Source organism: Leisingera sp. ANG-M6 (assembly GCF_000813905.1).
In the GTDB taxonomy this organism is placed as follows: Bacteria; Pseudomonadota; Alphaproteobacteria; order Rhodobacterales; family Rhodobacteraceae; genus Leisingera.
Genome location: NZ_JWLG01000007.1, coordinates 175,261 through 197,417 on the forward strand (window position 1 = coordinate 175,261; position 22,157 = coordinate 197,417).

At 63.1% G+C, this 22,157-nt stretch carries 22 protein-coding genes; 11 read left to right on the forward strand and 11 right to left on the reverse strand.

Annotated features, from left to right (window positions below; genetic code table 11):
- Window positions 1-210 precede the first annotated feature (210 nt).
- From tatC to RA24_RS05235, 3 genes are read right to left on the reverse strand one after another with little or no spacing between them, the layout of a single operon-like run.
- Window positions 211-1,101 carry a twin-arginine translocase subunit TatC gene (tatC, locus tag RA24_RS05225; RefSeq protein WP_039190305.1) on the reverse strand — a complete coding sequence of 297 codons (891 nt, stop codon included), beginning with the start codon at window positions 1,099-1,101 and terminating at the stop codon, window positions 211-213.
- The gene (gene tatB / locus RA24_RS05230; protein WP_039145454.1) at window positions 1,098-1,574 is read right to left on the reverse strand and encodes a Sec-independent protein translocase protein TatB; all 477 of its coding nucleotides are present in this window, start codon (window positions 1,572-1,574) and stop codon (window positions 1,098-1,100) included. Before tatB ends, tatC begins: the two co-directional genes overlap by 4 nt.
- 6 nt (window positions 1,575-1,580) lie before the next feature.
- Window positions 1,581-1,796, reverse strand: a complete 216-nt coding sequence (locus RA24_RS05235; RefSeq protein ID WP_019295955.1) for a twin-arginine translocase TatA/TatE family subunit — start codon at window positions 1,794-1,796, stop codon at window positions 1,581-1,583.
- Between the two features lie 226 nt (window positions 1,797-2,022).
- On the opposite strand from RA24_RS05235, the gene RA24_RS05240 reads away from it, so the two are divergent.
- A complete protein-coding gene (locus RA24_RS05240) occupies window positions 2,023-2,331 on the forward strand; it encodes a hypothetical protein (RefSeq protein ID WP_039170588.1) in 309 nt (102 codons plus the stop codon).
- Window positions 2,332-2,432: 101 nt separating this feature from the next.
- Window positions 2,433-3,113 (forward strand): helix-turn-helix transcriptional regulator, encoded by a 681-nt coding sequence (locus RA24_RS05245; protein ID WP_039190307.1) that lies wholly within the window; start codon window positions 2,433-2,435, stop codon window positions 3,111-3,113.
- A gap of 62 nt (window positions 3,114-3,175) precedes the next feature.
- On the opposite strand, the gene RA24_RS05250 is transcribed toward RA24_RS05245, so the two are convergent.
- The 5 genes from RA24_RS05250 to RA24_RS05270 form a co-directional block, all read right to left on the reverse strand.
- Entirely contained in the window at window positions 3,176-4,027 is an 852-nt protein-coding gene (locus RA24_RS05250; protein WP_039190308.1) for a GNAT family N-acetyltransferase, read from the reverse strand.
- Between the two features lie 42 nt (window positions 4,028-4,069).
- Complete coding sequence (locus RA24_RS05255; RefSeq protein ID WP_019295959.1) at window positions 4,070-5,176, reverse strand: ABC transporter ATP-binding protein; 1,107 nt, start codon at window positions 5,174-5,176, stop codon at window positions 4,070-4,072.
- A 221-nt stretch (window positions 5,177-5,397) separates the two neighbouring features.
- Entirely contained in the window at window positions 5,398-6,447 is a 1,050-nt protein-coding gene (locus tag RA24_RS05260) for a methyltransferase domain-containing protein (protein ID WP_039190310.1), read from the reverse strand.
- A gap of 232 nt (window positions 6,448-6,679) precedes the next feature.
- Entirely contained in the window at window positions 6,680-7,804 is a 1,125-nt protein-coding gene (locus RA24_RS05265) for a hypothetical protein (RefSeq protein ID WP_039190312.1), read from the reverse strand.
- Window positions 7,805-7,819: 15 nt separating this feature from the next.
- Window positions 7,820-8,599: an SDR family oxidoreductase gene (locus tag RA24_RS05270; protein WP_039190313.1), complete on the reverse strand. Its 780-nt coding sequence runs from the start codon at window positions 8,597-8,599 to the stop codon at window positions 7,820-7,822.
- A 205-nt stretch (window positions 8,600-8,804) separates the two neighbouring features.
- Here RA24_RS05270 and RA24_RS05275 point away from each other — a divergent pair, with 205 nt between their 5' ends.
- The 4 genes from RA24_RS05275 (at window position 8,805) to RA24_RS05290 (ending at window position 13,286) form a co-directional block, all read left to right on the forward strand.
- Complete coding sequence (locus tag RA24_RS05275; protein WP_039190391.1) at window positions 8,805-9,818, forward strand: Hint domain-containing protein; 1,014 nt, start codon at window positions 8,805-8,807, stop codon at window positions 9,816-9,818.
- A gap of 151 nt (window positions 9,819-9,969) precedes the next feature.
- Window positions 9,970-10,809 (forward strand): glycosyl hydrolase, encoded by an 840-nt coding sequence (locus tag RA24_RS05280; RefSeq protein WP_241480907.1) that lies wholly within the window; start codon window positions 9,970-9,972, stop codon window positions 10,807-10,809.
- 236 nt (window positions 10,810-11,045) lie between these two features.
- The gene (locus RA24_RS05285; protein WP_039190317.1) at window positions 11,046-12,848 is read left to right on the forward strand and encodes a CHASE domain-containing protein; all 1,803 of its coding nucleotides are present in this window, start codon (window positions 11,046-11,048) and stop codon (window positions 12,846-12,848) included.
- A 15-nt stretch (window positions 12,849-12,863) separates the two neighbouring features.
- Window positions 12,864-13,286 (forward strand): response regulator, encoded by a 423-nt coding sequence (locus RA24_RS05290; protein WP_019295966.1) that lies wholly within the window; start codon window positions 12,864-12,866, stop codon window positions 13,284-13,286.
- A gap of 304 nt (window positions 13,287-13,590) precedes the next feature.
- Here the strand turns inward: RA24_RS05290 and RA24_RS05295 are convergent, their stop codons facing one another.
- Window positions 13,591-14,133: a winged helix-turn-helix transcriptional regulator gene (locus RA24_RS05295; protein ID WP_039170583.1), complete on the reverse strand. Its 543-nt coding sequence runs from the start codon at window positions 14,131-14,133 to the stop codon at window positions 13,591-13,593.
- Window positions 14,134-14,172: 39 nt separating this feature from the next.
- On the opposite strand from RA24_RS05295, the gene RA24_RS05300 reads away from it, so the two are divergent.
- Window positions 14,173-14,553 carry a VOC family protein gene (locus RA24_RS05300; protein ID WP_039190319.1) on the forward strand — a complete coding sequence of 127 codons (381 nt, stop codon included), beginning with the start codon at window positions 14,173-14,175 and terminating at the stop codon, window positions 14,551-14,553.
- A gap of 263 nt (window positions 14,554-14,816) precedes the next feature.
- Here RA24_RS05300 and RA24_RS21700 read toward each other — a convergent pair whose 3' ends face one another.
- Together RA24_RS21700 and RA24_RS05310 are read right to left on the reverse strand one after the other, a co-directional pair.
- Window positions 14,817-15,182 carry a BrnA antitoxin family protein gene (locus tag RA24_RS21700; RefSeq protein WP_052254164.1) on the reverse strand — a complete coding sequence of 122 codons (366 nt, stop codon included), beginning with the start codon at window positions 15,180-15,182 and terminating at the stop codon, window positions 14,817-14,819.
- A 210-nt stretch (window positions 15,183-15,392) separates the two neighbouring features.
- A complete protein-coding gene (locus RA24_RS05310) occupies window positions 15,393-17,000 on the reverse strand; it encodes an ATP-binding protein (RefSeq protein WP_039190321.1) in 1,608 nt (535 codons plus the stop codon).
- A gap of 186 nt (window positions 17,001-17,186) precedes the next feature.
- Between RA24_RS05310 and RA24_RS05315 the strand changes: the two genes are divergently transcribed.
- The 4 genes from RA24_RS05315 to RA24_RS05330 all read left to right on the forward strand — a co-directional run bounded on the left by RA24_RS05315 (window position 17,187) and on the right by RA24_RS05330 (window position 22,106).
- Window positions 17,187-18,794 (forward strand): peptide chain release factor 3, encoded by a 1,608-nt coding sequence (locus RA24_RS05315; RefSeq protein ID WP_029204794.1) that lies wholly within the window; start codon window positions 17,187-17,189, stop codon window positions 18,792-18,794.
- Window positions 18,795-18,832: 38 nt separating this feature from the next.
- The gene (locus RA24_RS05320) at window positions 18,833-19,588 is read left to right on the forward strand and encodes a hypothetical protein (protein WP_019295972.1); all 756 of its coding nucleotides are present in this window, start codon (window positions 18,833-18,835) and stop codon (window positions 19,586-19,588) included.
- Window positions 19,578-20,519 carry a glycosyltransferase family 2 protein gene (locus tag RA24_RS05325; protein ID WP_039190322.1) on the forward strand — a complete coding sequence of 314 codons (942 nt, stop codon included), beginning with the start codon at window positions 19,578-19,580 and terminating at the stop codon, window positions 20,517-20,519. The genes RA24_RS05320 and RA24_RS05325 overlap by 11 nt, the downstream gene beginning before the upstream one ends.
- Before the next feature lie 183 nt (window positions 20,520-20,702).
- Entirely contained in the window at window positions 20,703-22,106 is a 1,404-nt protein-coding gene (locus RA24_RS05330) for a DEAD/DEAH box helicase (RefSeq protein WP_039190392.1), read from the forward strand.
- Window positions 22,107-22,157: the final 51 nt, after the last annotated feature.

Sequence of the window (22,157 nt, forward strand, 5' to 3'; positions counted from 1 at the left end):
GTGCCAATGGTCTAGAACGTGCCTTTCTGCAAAATCCGAAGGCTCAGCCAGTGTATCAGCAGCCGATGACTGTCGAGACTTATCCCATAAAGCGGCCCTTCGAACAATGCGCCGCATATGTGATTTTGGGCTCAATGCAGACCAGCACTTCCTATAAAAAAAGCGCGCCCTCTCAGGCGCGCTTTTCCATTTCAAACTCTCTCCGGCCCGTCAGCCCTTGCCGTCCTCGGCTTCGGCAGGCACCGGTTCATCCGGATGCGCCTCCATTTCCTCGTCGTCATAGTAGCCCTCCGCGCGCAGCTTCGCCTCGCGCTTGGCCTCTACCCGGCGGACCAGGAAAATCGAGATCTCATAGAGCCCGTAAACCACCACAAACAGGATGATCTGGGTGATCACATCCGGCGGCGTCACCAGCGCCGCCAGCACCAGGATCGCCACCACCGCGTATTTGCGGACAGAGCCAAGTCCCTCGGCGCTTACCAGACCGGCCTTGCCCATCAGCGTCAGCAGAACCGGCAGCTGGAAACACAGGCCAAAGGCCACGATGAACTTGATCGTCAGGTTCAGATACTCCTGGGCGGAACCCTGGAACACCACGCTGAGGCCCTGATTGACCTGCTCGCCAACCACCGCCTCGCCGCCGGAACCGAACTGCTGGAACCCCAGGAAGAAGTCATAGGCCAGCGGCGTGACCACATAGAAGGCAAAGCTGGCGCCCAAGAGGAACATGAAGGGCGAGGCAACCAGGAAAGGCAGGAATGCCCCCTTCTCGGACTTATACAGCCCCGGCGCCACGAACCGCCACATCTGGAACCCAATATAGGGGAACGCCAGGATGAAGCCGCCCAGGAAGGAGATCTTGATCGCGACAAAGAAGCCTTCCTGCGGGCTGATGAAGATCAGCGCACAGTCCTGGCCGCCCTCGGCCAGCACCTGGCACAGCGGTGCGGTCAGGAAGTTGAACACCGGCGTTGCCACGGTGAAACAGATCACCATGCCGACGATAAAGGCGGCGACCGAATGGATCAGCCGGTTGCGCAGTTCGGCCAGATGCTCGATCAGCGGCGCGGTTGAGTCGTCGATCTCATCCGTCTTGCTCATGACTTGGCCTCTTCTTCCTTCGCAGCCGCAGGCTTCAGCGCCGCCTCGGCGGCTTCCGCCTTGGCCAGCGCTTCCTCGGCCTCGCGCGCCTTGCGCTCCGCCGCGGCGCGCGCTGTCGATGCCTGGATCTTCTTGGCATCCTCGGCGCGTTCCGCCGCCAGCTTGCCGGTCTCGCTGTTGGGGTCGTATTTGGTCGGGTCGATCGACGTCGCCATCTCCTGCGCCGCCTGCTTGACCCCGTCCATGGCGGTGCTCATCGGGTTCGACGCAGCCTTCAGCCCCTTGGCGACCTCATTGACCCCGGCCTCATCCGCCGCGTCATGCATCGCCCGGCTGAACTCGCGCGCCATCCCCTTGGCCTTGCCGACAAACCGCCCCACGTTGCGGAACAGCACCGGCAGGTCCTTGGGGCCGACGACGATCAGCGCGACAACGCCGATGACCAGCAGTTCGGTCCACCCAAGATCGAACATCCGCGCTTAGGCCTTGTCTTTTTCGGACTCGGGGGTCACGTCTTTGGCCACGTCCGCGGCGTCCTGCTCCAGTTCCTTGCTGCCTTCGTTGATGCCCTTCTTGAACGAGGTGATGCCCTTGCCGACCTCACCCATCAGCGAGGAAATCTTGCCGCGGCCGAACAGGACCAGCACCACGACAGCGATGAGCAGCAGGCCAGGCAGGCCGATGTTGTTGAGCATGTGAGTCTCTCCTTACTTGATCCGGCGCGGATTGGCGGCGCCGGTAGAATTGTTCGCTACGGGTTTAGCGCGGGCGCGGCTTTGAGCGAAAGCAACTCCGCACGCAGAAAGCGCCTGCAAGTGCAGGAATCGGAAGTTTTTGACACCCGCTTGCACCCAACTGACAGGTTTATGTCAGTTGGAGGGCGGTAAATCCAGCCCATCACATGAACAAAGGAGAAACGTGATGAGCAAACATGTCGCCGAAATCGTAACCTTCAAACTGGCCGATGGCGTGAGTCCCGCGGATTTCACCGCCCTGATGCAGCGCACCGAGGGCTTCGTGCGCGCGCAGGACGGCTTTGTCACCCGCCAGCTGAGCCAGGGCGAGGATGGCAGCTGGACCGACTATGTGGTCTGGAAGGACATGGCGACGGCGCAGAAAGTGGCGCAGGAATTCATGCAGCAGGACTTCACGCCGGAGGTGATGGCGGCCATTGCCCCGGACAGCGCCAGCATGCGCCATGAAGAGGTGCTGTGGCAGATGGCGCCCTAAGCCTCCCGGGCTGCGCCTGAAGGCCCGAAACACTGCAGGCTGCGCCTGCGGGCCGGGCGCAGCCCTTGACCTCCTGACGCCACCGCGCAAAGGCTAGCCCCATGCGCCGCACCGACCGCCTTTTTGAAATCATCCAGATCCTGCGCGACGGGAAACTGCACCGCGCGCAGGACATCGCCGAACGGCTGGAGGTTTCCACCCGCACCATCTACCGCGACATGGACACGCTGGTGGCCTCCGGCGTGCCGGTGGAGGGGGAGCGCGGCGTCGGCTACATGGTGCGCGAGCAGATCAGCCTGCCGCCGCTGACATTGACGCCAGAGGAGCTGGAGGCGCTGAACCTCGGCATGGCCATCGTGGCTGAGGCCGCCGACCCGGACCTGAAGGCCGCCGCCCTGTCGCTGGCCGCCAAGGTCGACGCGGTGCTGCCGGAGCAGACCATCGCCGAGGCCGACGCCTGGAAATTCGCGGTCTACCCCTTCTCCGACGCCGCCCGCGCCCTGGCCCATATGCCGACACTGCGGGCCGCCATCAAGGCGCGGCAGAAACTGCAGCTGACCTACCGCCGCATCGACGGCACCCTGACAGAGCGGAAGATCCGCCCGCTGCACATGGAATACTGGGGCCGGGTCTGGACCCTGACCGCCTGGTGCGAGACGCGCGGAGACTTCCGGGTGTTCCGCGTCGACCTCATCGAGGACACCTCCGCCCTGCCCGAGCTGTTCGTGGACGAACCCGGCAAGCGCCTGCAAGACTATGATCCTTATGGGAACTCTGGCTAAGCTCTTTCATCTTTCTCAAAATACTCCGGGGGAGCCGCCAGCGGCGGCGGGGTCAGCGCCCCCTACCCCAGTTCAAACGAGGTCACCCCGTAAATCAGGTCCGTCTCCAACTGCGGCGCAGGCCCGCGGTACATCCGGGCGGTTTCAAACACCGGCTCCAGCCCCAGCGAGCGCGCCAGTTCAACCGCCGCAGCATGGGGCTCCGGCACATCCAGAAACACCTCCTGTCCCGCAGGCAGGTCCTGCAGCAGCCGCGCCAGAACCGCCTCGGCCGCCACGCGGGAGACCGCAACCAGCGGCCCGATCTTGCAGCCGCTGCCGCAGGGCCGCAGCGTGCCGAAGCCAATCAGCTTGTCATCCTTGTAAGCGGCAAAGGAATGATGGCCCTCTGCCCCCAGCCACTGCTGCCAGAACCCCCGGCGCGGCGCCGGAAAGACGCTGGCATCCATCGCTTCCAGCTCCGCCGTTGGGGCAGTCACCTGTTGCAGATTGAACTCGGTGGAAACCTCCAGCCCGGCCGACGGCACCCCGCCAAAGCGGATGTTGCGGTACGCAAGCTCAAAGCCGGAGCGGCGGTAGTTCGTTTGCTGGTCCACCACCCCGTCGAGGCCGACAACCCGGCTCCCGGCGTGTTCCAGCGCCCGCTGCCAAAGCGCATAGCCGAAGCCCTGCCCGCGAAATTCCGGCGCCACGATGTAAAAGCCGAGGAAGGCAAACGCCGCGCCGTAGTTCACCACCGAGATGCAGGCGATCATCTTCCCGTCCAGGAACCCGCCCCAGAAGCCTTTCGGATCAACGCTCGCAAAGCAGGCCGTATCCCGGTGGCCCGGGTTCCAGCCCTCACGCGCGGCCCAGTCCACAGCGGTCTGGATTTCCGCGAGCGTCAACGCCCGGATCTGATAGCTGCCCTGCATCTGCACCTCCGGATTCCTCAGTTGCAGAATGCCCGCTAACGCTCAGGCAGGAAAGACAAAACAGCGGTTGCGGCGCACTGTCAGCCACATCACGCGGCCCGCCTCTGGCAGGAACACGTTGGGCACCGTCGCCTTGAGCACCGAGCCGTCGAAATCCATCCGGAACTCCACCAGGCTCTCGCTGCCCAGGAAACGCGCCCGCTCAACAGTTGCGCGGGCCGGCACCCCGTCGCTGGGTGTCGGCAGCGGCCCCTGGCCGCCGCGGTCGAAGTCGATGCGCAGATGCTGCGGGCGGAACACGATTTCCACCGCGGTGCCATCCGCCACGCCGGGCGCCAGGAACTCGCCAAAGGCCGTCTTGGCCAGCGCGCCGTTCACCTCCGCCTTCAGCACGTTCACGTCACTGAAGAAGGAGACCGCGGCCTTGTCCGCAGGGTGGGTATAGACGTTGTAGGGCGCGCCCTGCTGCACGATCCGGCCGCCGCGCATCAGCGCGATCTCATCGGCCATCCGCATCGCCTCTTCCGGCTCATGCGTCACCAGCAGAACGGCGGTGTCTTCTTCTTTCAAGAGGCTCAGCGTCTCATCGCGGATGCCGTCGCGCAGCCGGTTGTCGAGGCCGGAGAACGGCTCATCCATCAGCATGATGCGCGGGCGCGGCGCAATCGCCCGGGCCAGCGCCACCCGCTGCTGCTCGCCGCCCGACAGCTGGTGCGGGTAGCCGTCGATGAAGCGCTTGAGCGAGACCCGGTTCAAAAGCTCCTCGACCCGTGCGCGTTTCTCGTCCTTGCTGCCCTTCAGGCCAAAGCCCACGTTGTCGGCGACGCTCAGGTGCGGGAACAGGGCGAAGTCCTGGAACATCAGCCCGATCTCGCGCCGTTCGGGGGGCACCCTGAACACGGTATCGCAGATCAGCTTGCCATCGACATAGATCTCGCCGCTGTCCTGCATCTCCACGCCCGCGATCATCCGCAGGGTGGTGGATTTGCCGCAGCCCGAGGGACCCAGCAGGCAGGTCACCTGCCCCGCCTGGATCTGCAGCGAGACATCGTCGACCACCGCGCGCCCTTCGAAGAAGCGCCGGAGGTTGCGGATTTCCAGCCGCGGCGGGGCGATCGTTCGGCTGATGCCGGCGGGGGCAGTGTTCATGAGGCCTCGGGCTGTTTCCGATAAAAACGCTTGGGGTCTCGACGGGATAGCAACCCAGCGGCAGGGCCGCAAGCGGTCAGAAAAGCAGCGGTCGGCCATGAAATCGCGCTGAGGGCAACGTCCGTCCGAGGGCGGGTAAGCGAAGCGTCCGTCCGTGGGGGCGGACGGACGCTGCCCGGCGGCACCGCCGGGCGGTTGGATTCAGTGGCAAATTGACCGTGTTAACAGCAGCCCGGCGCCGCACCGTCCTGCTCCAGCCCGTTGAAGGGCGAACTGCCGCCGCAGCCGGCAAAGATCCCGTAGTGGGTCTCAAAATCGCCAATAAACTCGAAATGCGGGGCAAAGCGGCTGTCCTGCAGCATCATCCAGGTGTTGCCGCAGACCGGGAACACCTTGCCCGCCTCGATCACATGGTGGCCGTCCAGCATGAACCGGTGCGGCGCATGATCAATGGTGCCCTTGTAGATCACCGCTTGCCCGTAATCCTCGCATGCCGGCTCCAAGGCGGACAGCTTGAACAGCCGGTAAGTGGCCGACAGGAACTTCAGCGGCTGCACCCGCTTCTCCAGCACCGGGTTCTCAATGGTCAAAAGGCGCGAGGTCACCATCCGCGGGTCCTTGAAGCCCGACTCTTTCGCGATTGTCAGAAAATCGTTCCAATACAGCGCCCCGGACAGGCATTCGCCATAAAGCACCTCATCCTCTGCCATCTCTTCCGGCACCCGCCGGTCGGCGTAAACGTCGGAGAAATACATCTCCCCGCCCTCTTTCAGCAGATGATGCGCGCCGCGCAGCACCGCGCCCTTGTCGGTGGCCAGGTTGATCACGCAGTTGGAGACGATGATGTCAAAGGAGCCGGGCTCCAGGTCCAGTTCCTCCAGCGTCTCGATAAACCCGTGGTGAAATTCGACGTTGGACTTGGCATAGCCAAATGCCTCAGCATGGTAGTCCTGATGGCGGCGCGCCACCTCCAGCTGGGCAGGCGTCATGTCGACGCCGACGACCCTGCCGTGTTCGCCCACCAGCGCCGACAGCGCATAGACGTCCCGGCCCGCACCGCAGCCGAGATCAAGGATGCGCGCGCCCTCCAGCGCCTCCGGCGCAATCAGCCCGCAGCCGTAATAGCGGGTCAGCACCTCATCGTGAATCTTTGAAAGCACCGCCTTCACATGATCCGGCATGTCGCCCGGCGTGCAGCAGGCATTGGTCTGGAGATCCTCGCTGCCCTGCAGCACCTCGCCGTAATAAGCCTGCACGTTTTCATGTTTCATGGGAGCGCCCTTCCTGATGGTTCCGGACCATCGGGATAGCGCCCCTCAGGCACTCCGGCAATCGGGCCGGCGGGAGGCTTGACGCAACTGTGATGGCACGTGCGGACAAGTCACTGAGGGCAGCGCCCGTCCCGCCGGGGCAGGAAGCAAAGCGCCCGCCCCGGTGAGGGCGGGACGGGCGCTGCCCGGCCTTCGGCCAGGCGGAACGAACATTCAGTTGCTGGTGTAAATCTCACCCCTCCGGCAGCAGCTCAAACGCCGCCTCGGCCCGCACTCTGCCGTTCACCATCAGCTCAATCCGGTGCGGCCCCGGCACCAGCTTGAAGGTCGTGGCGTTGCCCTTCAGCTTGTGACGCTTGTCCAATTGCAACAATTTACTTGAAATTTTCGATTGCTTCAATTTGAACACCTTGGCGGACACTTTCCCGCCAGGCCGCTGGAAATGCAGGATATAATCCACCAAAACCGGTAACCCCGCCTGCCCCTGCAGCTGCGCAGAGAACTCCAGCGCGTCACCAATCCGTACATTTTGCGATTTCAGCACGATTTCGGCGCCCAGCTCCAGATCCGGGTCATATCCCAGCATCTTCATCGCCCGCGGGTGGCCTGCCTTGACCAATCCGCGCAGCGCGTGGGAGGTCATCCAGCCCAGTTCCTTGGCCGACTGCGCCCCGGCGGCCTGCCACGCCTCCAAACGGTCCATCACCAGATCCGGATCTTTCTTGGCGACGTCGTTCAGATGGTTGGCGATCGAGCGGGTGACATAGCGGGTCGGATCGGAATGCAGGCGGTCCAGCAGCGGCAGCGGCTCATCCAGCTGCAATCCCACCGCTTCGCCCCAGGGCAGCCGCGGCCGGGTGCCTTCGCTGACCAGACGGCGGACGTGATAGCTGGAGTGGCTGGCCCACACCTCCATCCGCGCCAGCACCTCACCCGGCCAGCGGTTCAGGAAGGGGCGGATCGCCCATTCCATGGAGAATCGCTGGGTGATTTCCTCCAGCAGGTCCAGCGACAGGTCCGGATGCGCCTCGATGCCATTGGCGGCCACATATTCCCCCAATGGTGCATAGATGAAATCGCCGAAATCATCGTCGGTCTTGGACGGATCCAGCGGCGGCGGCAGCGCCTTCAACAGAACCGGCGCGGCGTCGGGCAGATCCGCCGGCAGATGCTCTGCCAGCACATCTGCAATCAGCGCCATCCGCTGCTTCAGCTCCAGCGCCGGCAGGTCTGCCATCACTTTGGCCTCGAAAGCATCAGCATCGAACCCGCCGTCCGCAGCCGCGAACAGGCCCGCCAGATGGCGAACCTTTTCCCGGTTAAACAACTGGTCCTTCAGGGAAAACCCGCCATCCATGCGCCCCGCTCCTCCTTACATCGTGGTGTTGGTGGCGCCGCCGTCCAGCAGGATGTTCTGCCCGACGATGAAACCCGCGTGCTGCGAGCACAGGAAGGCACAGGCGGCCCCGAACTCCTGACGGGTGCCGTAACGGCCTGCGGGAATGGTGGCAAACCGCTGCTTCTGCGCTTCTTCGGGGGTGATCCCCTGCGCCTTGGCCGCGCCGCCGTCCAGCGCCACGGCGCGGTCGGTGGCATGGATGCCCGGCTGCAGGTTGTTGATGGTAACCCCGTGGCCCGCCACCTGCCGCGAGGTGCCCGCGACATAGCCCGTCAGCCCCGCACGGGCCGAGTTTGACAGCCCCAGCACCGACACCGGCGATTTGACCGACACCGAGGTGATATTGACCACCCGGCCCCAGCCGCGCTCCATCATGCCGGGCAGCAGCGCCTTCATCAGCGCAATCGGCGCCAGCATGTTGGCATCCAGCGCCTTGATGAAATCCTCGCGGTCCCAGTCGGTCCACATGCCCGGCGGCGGCCCGCCCGCGTTGGTCACCAGGATATCGACGCCCTCCGCCGTATCCAGCACCTGCTTCTGCCCCTCCGGCGTCGCCACATCCGCAGCCACCGTCACCACATCGACCCCGTACTGCTCGCGAATGGCCTGCGCCGAGGCCTCCAGCGCCTCAGCCCCGCGGGCGTTCATCACCAGGTTCACACCGGCTTCCGCCAGCGCCTCGGCGCAGCCAAGGCCCAGCCCCTTGCTGCTGGCACAGACCAGCGCGCGCTTGCCCGAAATACCCAAGTCCATTGCTCATCTCCCTCCGGATTCTCCACCGTTTGCCGGAGCTTGCACCGCGTGGCTGGCAAAGACCAGCCCCGCCCGGCGGCTGACGCAATCGTGAAGCTGCCGGAAAAACAGCCCCGTTCCACCGCCTTTGTGCCACATTCCGCGGGCATTTCTGTTGGACAGCGCCCTGCGCGCGCCCGCATTATGGACCAAGACAGACCCGCAGATGGGACAGACAGTGACCGCCAGCCTTTCCTCCGTTCAGGCCTACCCGGCCGAACGTTTCCGCGTTGAATACGGCGCCAACGCGGGCGATCCGCTTGGCGTGCTCGAGGATCTGGTGCTCGATGACATCTACCTGCTCGACAGCCCGGCCCCGCCGCAGCGCCTCGGCATCGCTGCCCACCATGACGGCAGCTTCACCATTGCCGACGGCACCGCCATCGGCACCCCGGGCGCGGTGCTGCATCTGGATTGCCTGCTGACCCTGATGCCCGACCGCGGCCCCAACACCGAGATTCTGGTGATGGTGGAGGCAGACGCCGAGGGCTACATTGCCGCCATCTTCCTGGTGCCGCTGGCGCCCCTGCAGGTGCAAACCCCCTATACCTTGGTCAAGGCAGAGCGTGAGCCGGCACGGCGCAAGCTGGCGCAATCGGCCTGTGTCTCCTTTACCCGCGGCACCCGTATCACGCTGTCGACCGGCGAACAGCGCGCGATTGAGAACATGCGTGCCGGCGACCGGGTGCTGACCCGCGACGACGGCATCCAGGAGGTGCGCTGGATCGGCCAGTCCACCCTGCGTGCGGTTGGCGACCTGGCCCCGATCCTGATCCGCAAAGGTGCTCTCAACAACTCAAACGACCTGATTGTCAGCCCCAGCCACCGGCTGATGGTCTACCAGCGCCGGGACGAGATCGGCGCCGGCACGCCGGAACTGCTGGTGCGTGCCCGCGACCTGGTAAACGGCAGCAGCGTGGTGGTGCTGGACGGCGGCTTCACCGACTACTTCCAGATCCTGTTTGACCAGCACCATATCATCTATGCCGAGGGCATCGCGGCTGAAAGCACCTTCCTTGATCCGGTCACCCGGCAGGTTCTGCCCGAGGATTTCTGGGCCTCCCGCCCCGGCACCCTGCCCGACTCGCACCAGCGCGGCGCCCACGGGCTGGACGTGAGCCGCTCCCTGCTGGACCGGCCCGACGCGGTGCGGCTGCTGAAACGGTCCTCCCTGCGCTAAGCTGCGGGCCGAAGGCCGAACCGTTTTCCTTTGCTCTCAACCGGTTGCAGGGATGCGGGCAATTTGCTGCCAATTGCACCTGTATTTAGTGGTTTCAGACTGACTCCCACACCAGATCCTGCTATCTTGCTGCCAATAATAAGAGAGCAGCATGATCAGGCACATCTTCCTCACCTTGGGGCTTATGCTATTGGCATGGCCGGCCGCGGCGCAGAAAGCAGGCGTCGGTGCGTGGGAGAACTCCAGCCACAACATCCTGGCCTGGATCGAGGAAACCCCTGGCCTCGGCTGGTACTACAACTGGCGCCCGGATCAGATGTACCACAAGGGCCGCCAAAGCCGCTCTGTCGAATTTGTGCCGATGATCCATGGCGCAAGCGATGTGAACAAGCGCATCCGCTCCGACCAAAGGGCCACCGCGCTTCTGGGATTCAACGAACCGGACGGGCACACCGGCGGCCATCAGGCCGGGATGAGCGTGCAGCAAGCCATAAAACTTTGGCCGAAACTGGAACGCCACGGGCTGCGCCTGGGCAGCCCGGCCACCACACAGTCGGGCACCCTGGGGCCCGGTTCTTGGCTGCGCCGTTTCATGGATCAGGCCGAAGCCAAGGGTCTGCGCGTCGATTTCATGGCCGTCCACTATTATTCCACGGATGGCAACGTGAAGGAGTTTGAGCGCTGGCTGCGTGCCGTTCACCGCGAATACGGCCGCCCCGTCTGGGTGACGGAGTTCGCCCATATCGACTGGAACCGCCCCGCCGCCGCCAGCCACGCGCAGAACGCTGCCTTTGCCCGCAAGGCGATTGCAATGATGGAGCGCCTGCCCTTTGTCGAGCGCCACGCCTGGTTCGCCGCCAACCCCTACCCCTGGCAGGGCCGTGCGCCGCAGATCAATCTGCTGCGCGATGACCTGACCCCGACCCAGGCTGGGGACGCCTTTGCCCGCGCCGTCAGCCGCGCGGCCGGCCTGCAGGTGGCCAGCAACTGAAGCAGCGCTTCGGGTGCCGGACCGGCAAACCCGCTGCTTGGGAGCTCTTCCAGCACAGCAGGCGCACGGCCATGCCAGCCGCTCTTGAATGCGGGCAGCTGCCGCATTTCCCCTGCAGGCCAGTTCAAATTTGCCTCTGCTTCCCTAAAAAACAATCACAACCACAGAGAATGTTTATGTATTGTTAAGTCACTTAAAAGCAGAATGGAACGAACGCGCAAAGGGTTGTGATTTCCATGCCGAATACATTGTCCAAACTGGAAAGCTGGCGCCGCTTCATTAAAGACAGCCACCTGTCCCTGATCCATGCCCTGGTGATTGCCCTGTCGCTGATGATGACCTTCGGCGCTTGGTACTATGCCAATGCGCAGACGGAAAACCGCATCGAAAACGCTTTCAAGGAAGCCCGCGATCAGGCCACCGGCCTGATTTCCGCACGGATGGCAAAATATGAGGATGCGTTGTGGGCCGGTGTTTCAGCCGTCCAGTCCCATGGCGGCGACATGACCTACCAGCAGTGGAAGGCCTTTGCGCAGACCCTCCGGCTGGACAAACGCTACCCCGGCATCAACGGAATTGGCATCATCCACCATGTCGAGCCCGGCCAGTTCGGCGCCTACATGCAGGCCCGGCGCGGTGAACGGCCGGATTTTTCGGTCTACCCGGCGCATGATAACAGCATCCGCCTGCCGATCTCCTTCATCGAACCCGAACAGCTGAACGCTGCCGCCGTTGGCCTGGACGTTGCCCACGAAACCAACCGCCGCGAGGCCGCCCTGGCCAGCAGCGCATCCGGCGAGGCCCGGATCACCGGCCCGATCGTGCTGGTGCAGGATGAAAACAGCACCCCCGGTTTCCTGTTCTACGCGCCTTTTTACTCGGATGGCCGCAACGGAGCACAGACCGATGGAAAGCGGCATCTGGACGGCATGGTCTACGCGCCGTTTGTGGTCCGCAAGCTGATGGCAGGCCTGCTGTCCAAGGAGCTCCGGAATGTGCGTTTCAGCATCAGCGACGGCGGCGAAATGATCTATGACGAGCATGATCCGGCGGACCCCCAGTTCGACCCCTCCCCCAAGTTTGCAGAGACCGTCCAGCTGGACATCTACGGGCGCAACTGGACCATTGATTTCCGCACCAGCCTGGGCTTCCGGCAGGCGCATTCCTACTCGCAGCCGACACTCATTCTCATCGGCGGCCTGGTGATCGAGGCGCTGGTCATTTCGCTTCTGTTCTTCATGGCCCGCTCCAATCAGCGCGCCCGCGCCTACGCAGACAGGGTCACGGCAGACCTCAAGGCAGAAACCGCAAAGCTCGAAAAAGCCAACGAGGAGCTGGAACAGTTCGTCTATATCACCTCCCATGACCTCAAGACGCCGGTGCGCGGCATCGGCTCGCTGACGGAAATGATCCAGGAGGACCTTGAGGGCTACTTCAACTCAGCTGATGCGGACCCGGAAGTGGCCGCCAACCTGCAGCGGATCGCGGAACGGGTGCGCCGGATGAATGACCTGACCCAGGGGGTGATGGAATACGCACGCACCGGCAACCATGCGGTCGAGGACAAGGTGATCAGCCTGCCGGACGTGATGGACACGCTCCGCTCCGACCTCGGCCTGTCCGCCAGCCAGCTGGAGCTGTGCGGGAACGTGACGCATATTGCCGCGGACACATTCAACTTTGTCCGGGTGCTGGAGAACCTGGCCGGCAATGCGGTCAAATACCATCCCGAGCCGGAGCGCCTGAGAATAACCGTCAGCGTGGTGGAGGCGGACGGCCGCTACGATATCTCGGTCCGCGACAACGGCAACGGCATCGCGCCGGAGCACCACCGCCGGGTCTTCGACGTCTTTCAGACCCTGCGGCGCGCTGGCCAGCCGGAAAGCACCGGGATTGGCCTCGCCATCGTCAAGAAATCTGTGGAACGCCACGGATTTAAGGTGACCCTGCAATCAGAGGTTGGACAAGGCGCCGATTTCCGGTTTAGCTGGCCCGGCCAGGGGGCCGCCGCCGCCCGGCATCAAGACAAGGCCGCCTGACGTGGAGAAGACTGAATGAATATCCTTTTGGTTGAGGACAATGACGTGGACGCTCTCATTCTGGAGCGCACGCTGAAAAAGCATTCCCCGGCAGCCAGGATCGTGCGGGCCTGCGACGGCCTGGAAGCGCTTGACATCCTCACCACCGAACGCGCGCGGGATCTGCCGCGCCCTTTCTTCATTCTGCTGGACATCAACATGCCGCGCATGAACGGGCATGAGTTCCTCGATGCGTTGCGCGCCAAGGAAGAGATTTCCGGCAACATCGTCTTCATGTTCACCACCTCGGACAACCCCAAGGACATTGCCCGCGCCTACCACCGCAATGTCAGCGGCTACATCGTCAAGCCGAGCTCCTCTGCGGGCACTAAAAAAGTGCTGAGCGCGCTGCAGGACATGTGGGAGGTCTGCACCCCGCCGCTCTGCGCCAGCGCCTGACCCCGGCGCGGCCGCAGGGCCGCATCGCGCCTGAAACCGCACCTGAACAGACAGCGCGCTCCTGCGCCGCCAGGCGGCGGAACACGCCCAATCCGCCGGCAGCAGCCCCGAAGCGGCCCCGCTGGCAGGCACAGCCAGCCACCGCAGCCCGGACCAGCCGAAACCGATGCGGCATCCGTCCTCATTCCCGTGGTCTGCAAGACAAGAGTTCGCAGCCATCCAGACAAAGGCTGCGGAAAATCAATTTGGGAAAAGCGGGGCTTTCCTGACTTTCGTCATCTTCCGGCTAACGGCCGTTTTTTTTCTAAGCGAAGCTAATTTCAGGTGCAATGACCTGGCTGATCAGGCCACCAGTGTTCACCGCATAATAGATAGACCTCGGCGGGCGGGCGGCGCCATCTACGCTGCGGCACACCCAGCTTCTTGCCTCCATGGATTTCAATGATTGCGACAACGCCCGGTCTGTTATCGCCGGCAGGTTTCGCTTGATCTCGCTGAAATGGCTTGGTGTGTGGAGCGATGTCAGAATCGGCAAAGTCCACGACCGGCGCAGCAAAGGTTGATCTTCCTCTGCCGAAACATCGCGGATCTTATGGGCAATGGCCGCCGCTGCAATCCCCAACTGTGTAAGGCGGAACTCCGGGCGCAGCGGATGACCATACCCAGGATTTCGTTCAATCAATCCAATTTCAATCAGGTGATCCATGCTTTGGGCGAAGGCGGTTCTGCCTGCACCGGTCGCAGCCAACAGGGGCGCTTGCCGTCCGGCGACGCCCGAATGCAGGCACGAGAGTATGGGCAGCGCCCAAGCCTTTGATGTGATATTGACAAACGCCTCAATGTCCATAAAGTATAGTTAGTATATTTAAAGTCATAAGGAAAGCCCATGTCACTTGTCGCAGTCGATCAAACCATCACCATCGCAATGTCGGTCAGGGATCGCCTTGCTAGCGCGAAGTGGTACGAAGCCATGCTGGGATTTGAGCTGCTCTATCATGCCGATGAGGCGGGCTGGTCCGAGATTCGGACGAACACGCCCGGTGTCGTCATTGGCCTTGGCGAGCACACCAAACCAGCACCCGGCAACTGCGTGCCAGTCTTTGGGATCGCTGATCTGGATTCAGCCCGGCAGAAACTGGAGCAGGCCAAAGTCAGATTTGACGGCGAGACGGATGTCGTCGAGGGCATGGTCAAAACCGCGACGTTCTACGACCCCGACGGCAATGCGCTGATGCTTGCGCAGGATTTGACCGGCGGGATTGAGTAACACGCGGATTTCTTGCGGCCACTGCAGCGTGTCTGCTTCTGGCAGGCACGGTTTCAGCTCCAACTCACGGCACTTCTTCGGGGCTGCACGTTCAGCCGCAGTCGCCAAACATGTCCCCAAAGCGGCCGCCTAAAGCCTCCGCAGCATTAGCCGGAATGGGCTCTCAGCGGCCGAATGCCTTGATCGGTGTGGAACGTTGCTTCCCAACCGGAAGGCAAAATTCACAATGGGAGGTTTGCCAAACGCAGCCCGCCCTTTCCTCCTCACCTCTTCTCCGTCCCGTCCGCGTTCCGGCCCATGGCGATGTAGCGTGCTTGCAGGCTCAGGCGCAGGATCGTGTTGTCCTTGTCATGAGCCTGGATGTAGCCCGCCATTAGCGCCATCCAGTAGGTTCGCAGCACAGAGTTGATCCGGCGGCTGTAGTTCGGGCCCAGCTTTCGGAACCATTTCACCATGTCCGCGTCCAGCCGGATCGTGACCCGGGTCTTCGGCTTGTCGATCCGTTCCCAGCTGTCCATGCCGTCCCATTCGCGGGGCAGGCTCTTGTCCAGCCAGTCGCGGCGCAGGTCCTGCTGCAGCGCGTCCAGCTCCAGCTGCATTTCATTGTCGTAGTATCGCTTGCTGGGCATCGCTCTCTCCCTTGGCGGCGGCGGTTGCGGTGCGCGGCGGCACTCCCGCGCTTGGCACCACCCTGCCCCAGTCCGGTTAATTCCGCGCCAGCGGTGCGTACGGTGCCCGCGCAACACCTCCGGGCACGCCCCTGGCCCCGCCGTCCGGCACCAGGGGGTGCACAGAGGGTGCACAGGGGGTGCACGCCTGGCACCCCCGGCTTCTGGGGCTTACTTTCCCTGCCGCAGGATCCTGGCCAGCAGCTCATTCTTGCGGAAGGGCTTGGCCAGAAAATCATTCATCCCGGCGGCCAGGCAGGCCTCGACATCGCTGGGCTGGGCATTGGCGGTCAGGGCGATGATCGGGCATTCCGGCAGCCCTGCCTCCCGTTCATGCGCACGGATCCGGCGGGTGGCGTCCAGCCCGCCCAGAACCGGCATCGACAGGTCCATCAGGATCAGATCGGCGCCTTCGGCGGCGAAAATCTCCTGCGCCATCAAGCCATTAGCCGCAAACCGCAAATCGGCGCCGGTGGATTTCAGCATCTTGCGGACCAGCAGCTGGTTGGTCCTGTTGTCTTCCGCCACCAGGATGCGCATGCCATTCAGCGCCTCCGGCGGCAGCTCCGGGACCGCCATCCCGGGCGGAGCGTTCAGCGCCCGCCTGCTGTCCTGAAACGGTGCCATGTCCGGGCCGTCAGGCGCAGCTTCTCGCGCCTGCGGCAGATCCAGGCCAACTGTGAACACCGACCCTTCGCCGGGCACCGAAGAGGCCGTGACCGTGCCCCCCATCCGCTCCACCAGGGCACGGGTGATGGCCAGTCCCAGACCGGTGCCCTCGATCACACGGACCGCCTGCCGGTCGACCTGCTCAAAGGCGGAGAAGATCCATTTCATTTGCGAGGGCTCGATCCCGATACCGGAATCCGAGACCTGAATGCGCAGGGGTAATTTGGCGGCCCGGGGGTCATAGGCGGCGCTAACGGTAACATGGCCGTCTTCGGTGAACTTGATCGCGTTTCCCAGCAGGTTCATCAGGATCTGGCGGATCTTGCTCGCATCGCCCACAAACTCATGCGGCACATCTTCGGGATATTCGGTGCGAAGGTCGATCCCCTTGTAGGCAGCCCTGGCCCACAGAAGAGTGCCCACGTCCTGAACCACGTCCCGCAGTGAAAACGGCGCATCGTGCAGGGAGATCTTGTCGGCCTGGATTTTGGAGAAATCGAGCACATCGTTGATGACTGTCAGCAGGGCGTTTGCGGAGTTGAAAATCGTGTCGGCAAACAGCTGCTGCTGTTCGTCCAGATCCGTCTCCTTGAGCAGCTCGCACATGCCGATGATGCCGTTCATCGGCGTCCTGATCTCGTGGCTCATGTTGGCCAGAAACCGTTCCTTGGCCTGGCTGGCCTCCTCGGCCTTGTCCAGCGCCATCCGGGTCAGCTCCAGCGCCTCATCGCGTTCCCGTTCCGTCGTGACGTCAGTCGAAGAGCCGACGAGATAGGTCAGCCGCCCCTCTTCATTGAACACGGGGCGAAGCGTGGTGCTGAGGTATTTTTCCCTGTTCTGGGTAGGAAGGACAATATCGTAGGTGGCTTCCTTGCCGCTGCTGATGACCGCCAGATGGTGGTTCAAGGCACGGCGGCCGGTTGCCCCGCCATAGAGTTCAAGCGCAGTCTTGCCTGCATAATCACTGCGCTGGAACTTGGTGAACTCCCGCGACCTGGTGTTCATGGCGACGTAGCGCGGCAGGCCGTCGTCGCCCACCTTCAGAACGATCACCGCGATTTCGACTGCGTCGAGAACGCCAAAATGATCTGAGAATTCATCCTGCTGCACGTATCGTTCCTGAAACGGGTGGGCCATTGAAATCCTGTAACACACAGGTGCGGCGCAAGTGTTACAGGAAAAGCGTTAGCGAATTATAGGCAAAACATTCGATGTCTTTGCGGAATGCTGGTCCAGCGCGCCCTCCAGCCTCCGTTTTCCTTGCCTCTGACGCGGTTTGTGGATACAGCCACCCGCATGTTGGACACCGCTGCAAACCGCCCCGAACTGCCCGCCGAAATTGCGCGGCGCCGGACCTTTGCGATCATCTCGCACCCGGACGCCGGCAAGACCACGCTGACTGAAAAGTTCCTGCTCTATGGCGGTGCTATTCAGATGGCCGGCCAGGTGCGGGCCAAGGGTGAGGCGCGGCGCACGCGGTCGGACTTCATGCAGATGGAGAAGGATCGCGGGATCTCTGTCTCGGCGTCCGCAATGTCCTTTGACTTCAGCGGTTTCCGCTTCAACCTGGTGGACACGCCCGGCCACTCGGACTTCTCCGAGGACACCTACCGCACGCTGACGGCGGTGGATGCGGCGGTGATGGTCATCGACGGCGCCAAGGGTGTGGAAAGCCAGACGCAGAAGCTGTTTGAGGTCTGCCGCCTGCGCGACCTGCCGATCCTGACTTTCTGTAACAAGATGGACCGCGAAAGCCGCGACACCTTTGAGATCATCGACGAGATCCAGGAGATGCTGGCGATCGACGTGACCCCGGCCAGCTGGCCCATCGGTGTCGGGCGCGATTTCATCGGCTGCTACGACATGCTGCGCGACCGGCTGGAACTGATGGACCGCGCCGACCGCAACAAGGTGGCGGAAAGCATTGCGATTGAGGGCCTGGACGACCCCAAGCTGGCCGAACATGTGCCAGCGCATCTGCTGGACAAGCTGCTGGAAGAGGTCGAGATGGCGCGCGAACTGCTGCCCGCCCTGGACCCGCAATCGGTGCTTGAGGGGCATATGACACCGATCTGGTTCGGCTCCGCGATCAACTCCTTCGGCGTCAAGGAGTTGATGGACGGCATTGGCGCGTACGGCCCCGAGCCGCAGCCGCAGTCCGCTGAACCCCGCCAAGTCAGCCCGGAGGAAAAGAAAGTCTCGGGGTTTGTTTTCAAGGTTCAGGCAAACATGGACCCCAAGCACCGCGACCGGGTGGCCTTTGTGCGGATGGCCTCCGGCCACTTCAAACGCGGCATGAAGCTGACGCACGTGCGCACCAAGAAACCGATGGCAGTATCCAACCCGGTGCTGTTTCTGGCGTCCGACCGGGAGCTGGCGGAGGAAGCCTGGGCCGGTGACATCATCGGCATCCCAAACCACGGCCAGCTGCGCATCGGCGACACCCTGACCGAGGGCGAGGCGATCCGGGTGACCGGCATCCCATCCTTTGCCCCGGAACTGCTGCAGGGTGTGCGCGCGGGCGACCCGATGAAGGCCAAGCACCTGGAAAAGGCGCTGATGCAGTTCGCCGAGGAAGGCGCCGCCAAGGTGTTCAAACCCTCAATCGGCTCCGGCTTCATCGTCGGCGTCGTGGGCCAGCTGCAGTTCGAGGTTCTGGCCAGCCGGATCGAGATGGAATACGGCCTGCCGGTGCGGTTCGAGGCAAGCCAGTTCACCTCCGCCCGCTGGGTCAGCGGCGACAAGGCAGCGGTGGAGAAATTCACCAACGCCAACAAGCAGCACATCGCCCACGACCACGACGGCGACATCGTCTATCTGACCCGCCTGCAATGGGACATCGACCGGGTGGTACGCGATTATCCGGACTTGAATCTGACAGCTACCAAGGAAATGATGGTGTAACCGCGCAGTCATTGGACCCGAAATTATTGAAACCCGCCATGGACCTGGATCAAGAAAACTACCCTGGCGGGTTCTTCACCCTGATGCGCCGGCTGGAAAAGCGGGAGCGGCCGTTTGACAATCCGCTTGCAGCCTTGCCGCCCGCAGATTGCGACCTGAAGGCGCTCCTCGAACAGCGGATTTCTGAGGCTCCCGACACGTCGGAAATGGCTGAGGACCGCTGCAACGCTCTGCGCAAGCAAGCTCTGCTGCGGACTGAATTCATCGGCCAGCCGGAGCTGTGGGCGCTGCACGCGTTATGCATCGCAATCCTGCGTCGGCAGCCGCCGCACCCGCTGGCCCGGCAGCTGTTCCTGCGCATCTGGACAGAGCATGGCAAAGACCTGGCCGCCGGGCTGCCGGTGCGCTGGCTTATCGCCGCCGCAACCACCTTTGCCGATCACGGGGAAACCATCGACCAGCGTCTGGGCGGCCAGGGGCTGATGCTGCTGTTCGACCTGATCAAGCTGCACGACAGCGAACGCCGCGAAAGCCGCCGCAAGAACAGCGACGGGTTTCCCAGGCAGCGCGGCGGCCCGAAACCGGACGATCTGGCCTTTGGCATGGTCCCCTACGCGCTGGAGCGGGGCGACCTGGATATGAACCTGCTCGCCCGGCTATGGCGCCATGCCGAGAATGACGCGGTTCTGCGCCCCTTGGGTGTGCAAATGCTGCGGATGGTGATGAGCGACCCGCGCAGCATCTTTGGCCGTATCCAGCGCTACAAGAACAGGACAGGTCGCGATGACGGCTGAGCCTGTCAAATGGGGCATCGTCAGCACCATCAAGGCTGACACCAGGGCCATTCTGGATTTTGCCGCCTATCACCTCGACCTGGGCGCCCACCGGCTGCACATCTATCTGGATGAGCCGAACCCGGAGGCCTATACGCACCTGAAACAGCATCCCAAGGTCAGGGTCACCACCTGTGACGCCAGCCATTGGAAGCGGCTCAAAAAGCACCGTCCGGTCAAGCACCAGGTCCGCCAGACACTGAATGCAACCCACGCTTATGAGCGAATCCAGACGGAATGGATCGCACATATTGACGTGGATGAATTCCTGTGGCCGTCCTTCGATCTGGGGCAGATGCTGGCTGCACTGCCGCAGGGCGTCCTATGCGCCCGGGTGCGTCCGCTGGAGGCCTTGGCGGGACGCGAGGGCGAATTCAAGGCGATGATCCCCAAGGGACCGGAGCGGGAGGCGGAAGTCCGGGCGGTTTACCCGGCCTTTGGCGGTTTTCTCAAAGGCGGTTTCCTGAGCCATACCGCGGGCAAGGTCATAGCAAGAACAGGCCTGCCCAACGCTGAACTGCGGATTCATAACCTGTTTCAGGAGGGTGGGACCGTTTCTGAAAGCCACGAACTGGTTCAGGCCGACCTGTGCCATTGCCATGCGGCCAGCTGGGAGCATTGGCAATCCGTCTACCGGTACCGCCTGGAACGCGGCTCCTACCGGCCAGAGCTTGGTCCGGGCTATGCCCGGATCATGGGCGGGCTCAACACGCATGAGCTGCTGTCGCTGATCGAAGAGGAATACGGTGAAAACGGCCTGCGCAGTTTCTTTGACGAAATCAGCGCCAAGGACCCGGCGGTCTACCGCAAGCTGCAGGAGCGCGGCCTTTTGAGGAATCGCCCCCTTGGCCTGGCGGAGAAACGGCAAAAACACTTCCCCGGTTTCGGCTGATTTGTTTCCATTTTGCCGATCCTGGCAACGAAAACCTTGCAAAATCCGGCATTAATTGACCTCAGCATGGGATTTTGCTATGCCCCGCCACGAGCCGGCAGCTGCCACACCGCATGACCTTTTGCGGAGCCGGCTGCAACACACACGCGCGGGCCAGGTCAGTGTCCGCAATGACGGATGCATATGACAAAATTCACCGATCTGAACCTTAATCCCAAGGTCCTCAAAGCTATTGAGGAAGCCGGGTACGAAACCCCCACCCCGATTCAGGCAGGAGCCATCCCGCCGGCGCTGGAGGGGCGCGATGTTCTGGGAATCGCCCAGACCGGCACCGGCAAGACCGCGTCGTTCACGCTGCCGATGATCACGCTTCTGGCCCGCGGCCGCGCCCGCGCCCGGATGCCGCGCAGCCTGGTGCTGTGCCCCACCCGCGAGCTGGCTGCCCAGGTGGCGGAAAACTTCGACACCTATGCCAAGCATGTGAAGCTCACCAAGGCGCTGCTGATCGGCGGGGTCTCCTTCAAGGAGCAGGACGCGCTGATCGACAAGGGTGTCGACGTGCTGATCGCCACCCCGGGCCGTCTGCTGGACCATTTCGAGCGCGGCAAGCTGCTGCTCACCGGTGTGCAGATCATGGTGGTGGACGAGGCCGACCGGATGCTCGACATGGGCTTCATCCCGGATATCGAGCGCATCTTCTCGCTGACGCCGTTTACCCGCCAGACCCTGTTCTTCTCCGCCACCATGGCACCGGAGATCGAACGGATCACCAACACCTTCCTGTCCGGCCCGGCCCGTATCGAAGTGGCCCGCCAGGCCACCGCGTCGGAGACCATCGAACAGGCCGTTGTGCAGTTCAAGGCGTCGCGGCGTGACCGCGAGGGCAGCGAGAAACGCAAGGTGCTGCGCGCCCTGATCGACGCTGAGGGCGACAAGCTGACCAACGGCATCATCTTCTGCAACCGCAAGACGGATGTGGATATCTGCGCGAAATCGCTCAAGAAATACGGCTATGACGCGGCTGCCATCCACGGTGACCTGGATCAAAGCCAGCGCACCAAGACCTTGGACGCATTCCGCGAAGGCAACCTGCGCATTCTGGTAGCCTCTGATGTGGCTGCACGCGGTCTGGACGTGCCGAGCGTCAGCCATGTGTTCAACTTTGACGTTCCGGGCCACGCAGAGGACTACGTCCACCGCATAGGCCGCACCGGCCGTGCCGGCCGCGAGGGCAAGGCAATCACCATCTGCATTCCGCGCGACGACAAGGCGCTGGCCGCAGTGGAAGGCCTGATCCAGAAGGAAATTCCGCGGCTGGAGAACCCGGTCAAGCCGGAGCCCAAGAAAGAAAAGCCTGCCCGCCCTGCCAAAGCAGAAAAGGCAGACAAGGCAGACGCGGATACCCGCGAAAGCCGCAAGGACGAGAGCCGCGAGCGCCGCAGGGATGAAAAACCCGCGCAGAAGCAGGAGCGTTCCTCTGGCCGCGGCGGCAAACACGGCAAGCGTGACGACAAGGCTGTGGTTGGCATGGGCGACCACCTGCCGAGCTTTATCGCGCTCAGCTTTGCCGAGCGCCGCGCCAGCTGATACCTCAGCAGCAGGCAGAAAGATCAGGCCGCCCCCGGGGCGGCCTTTTTT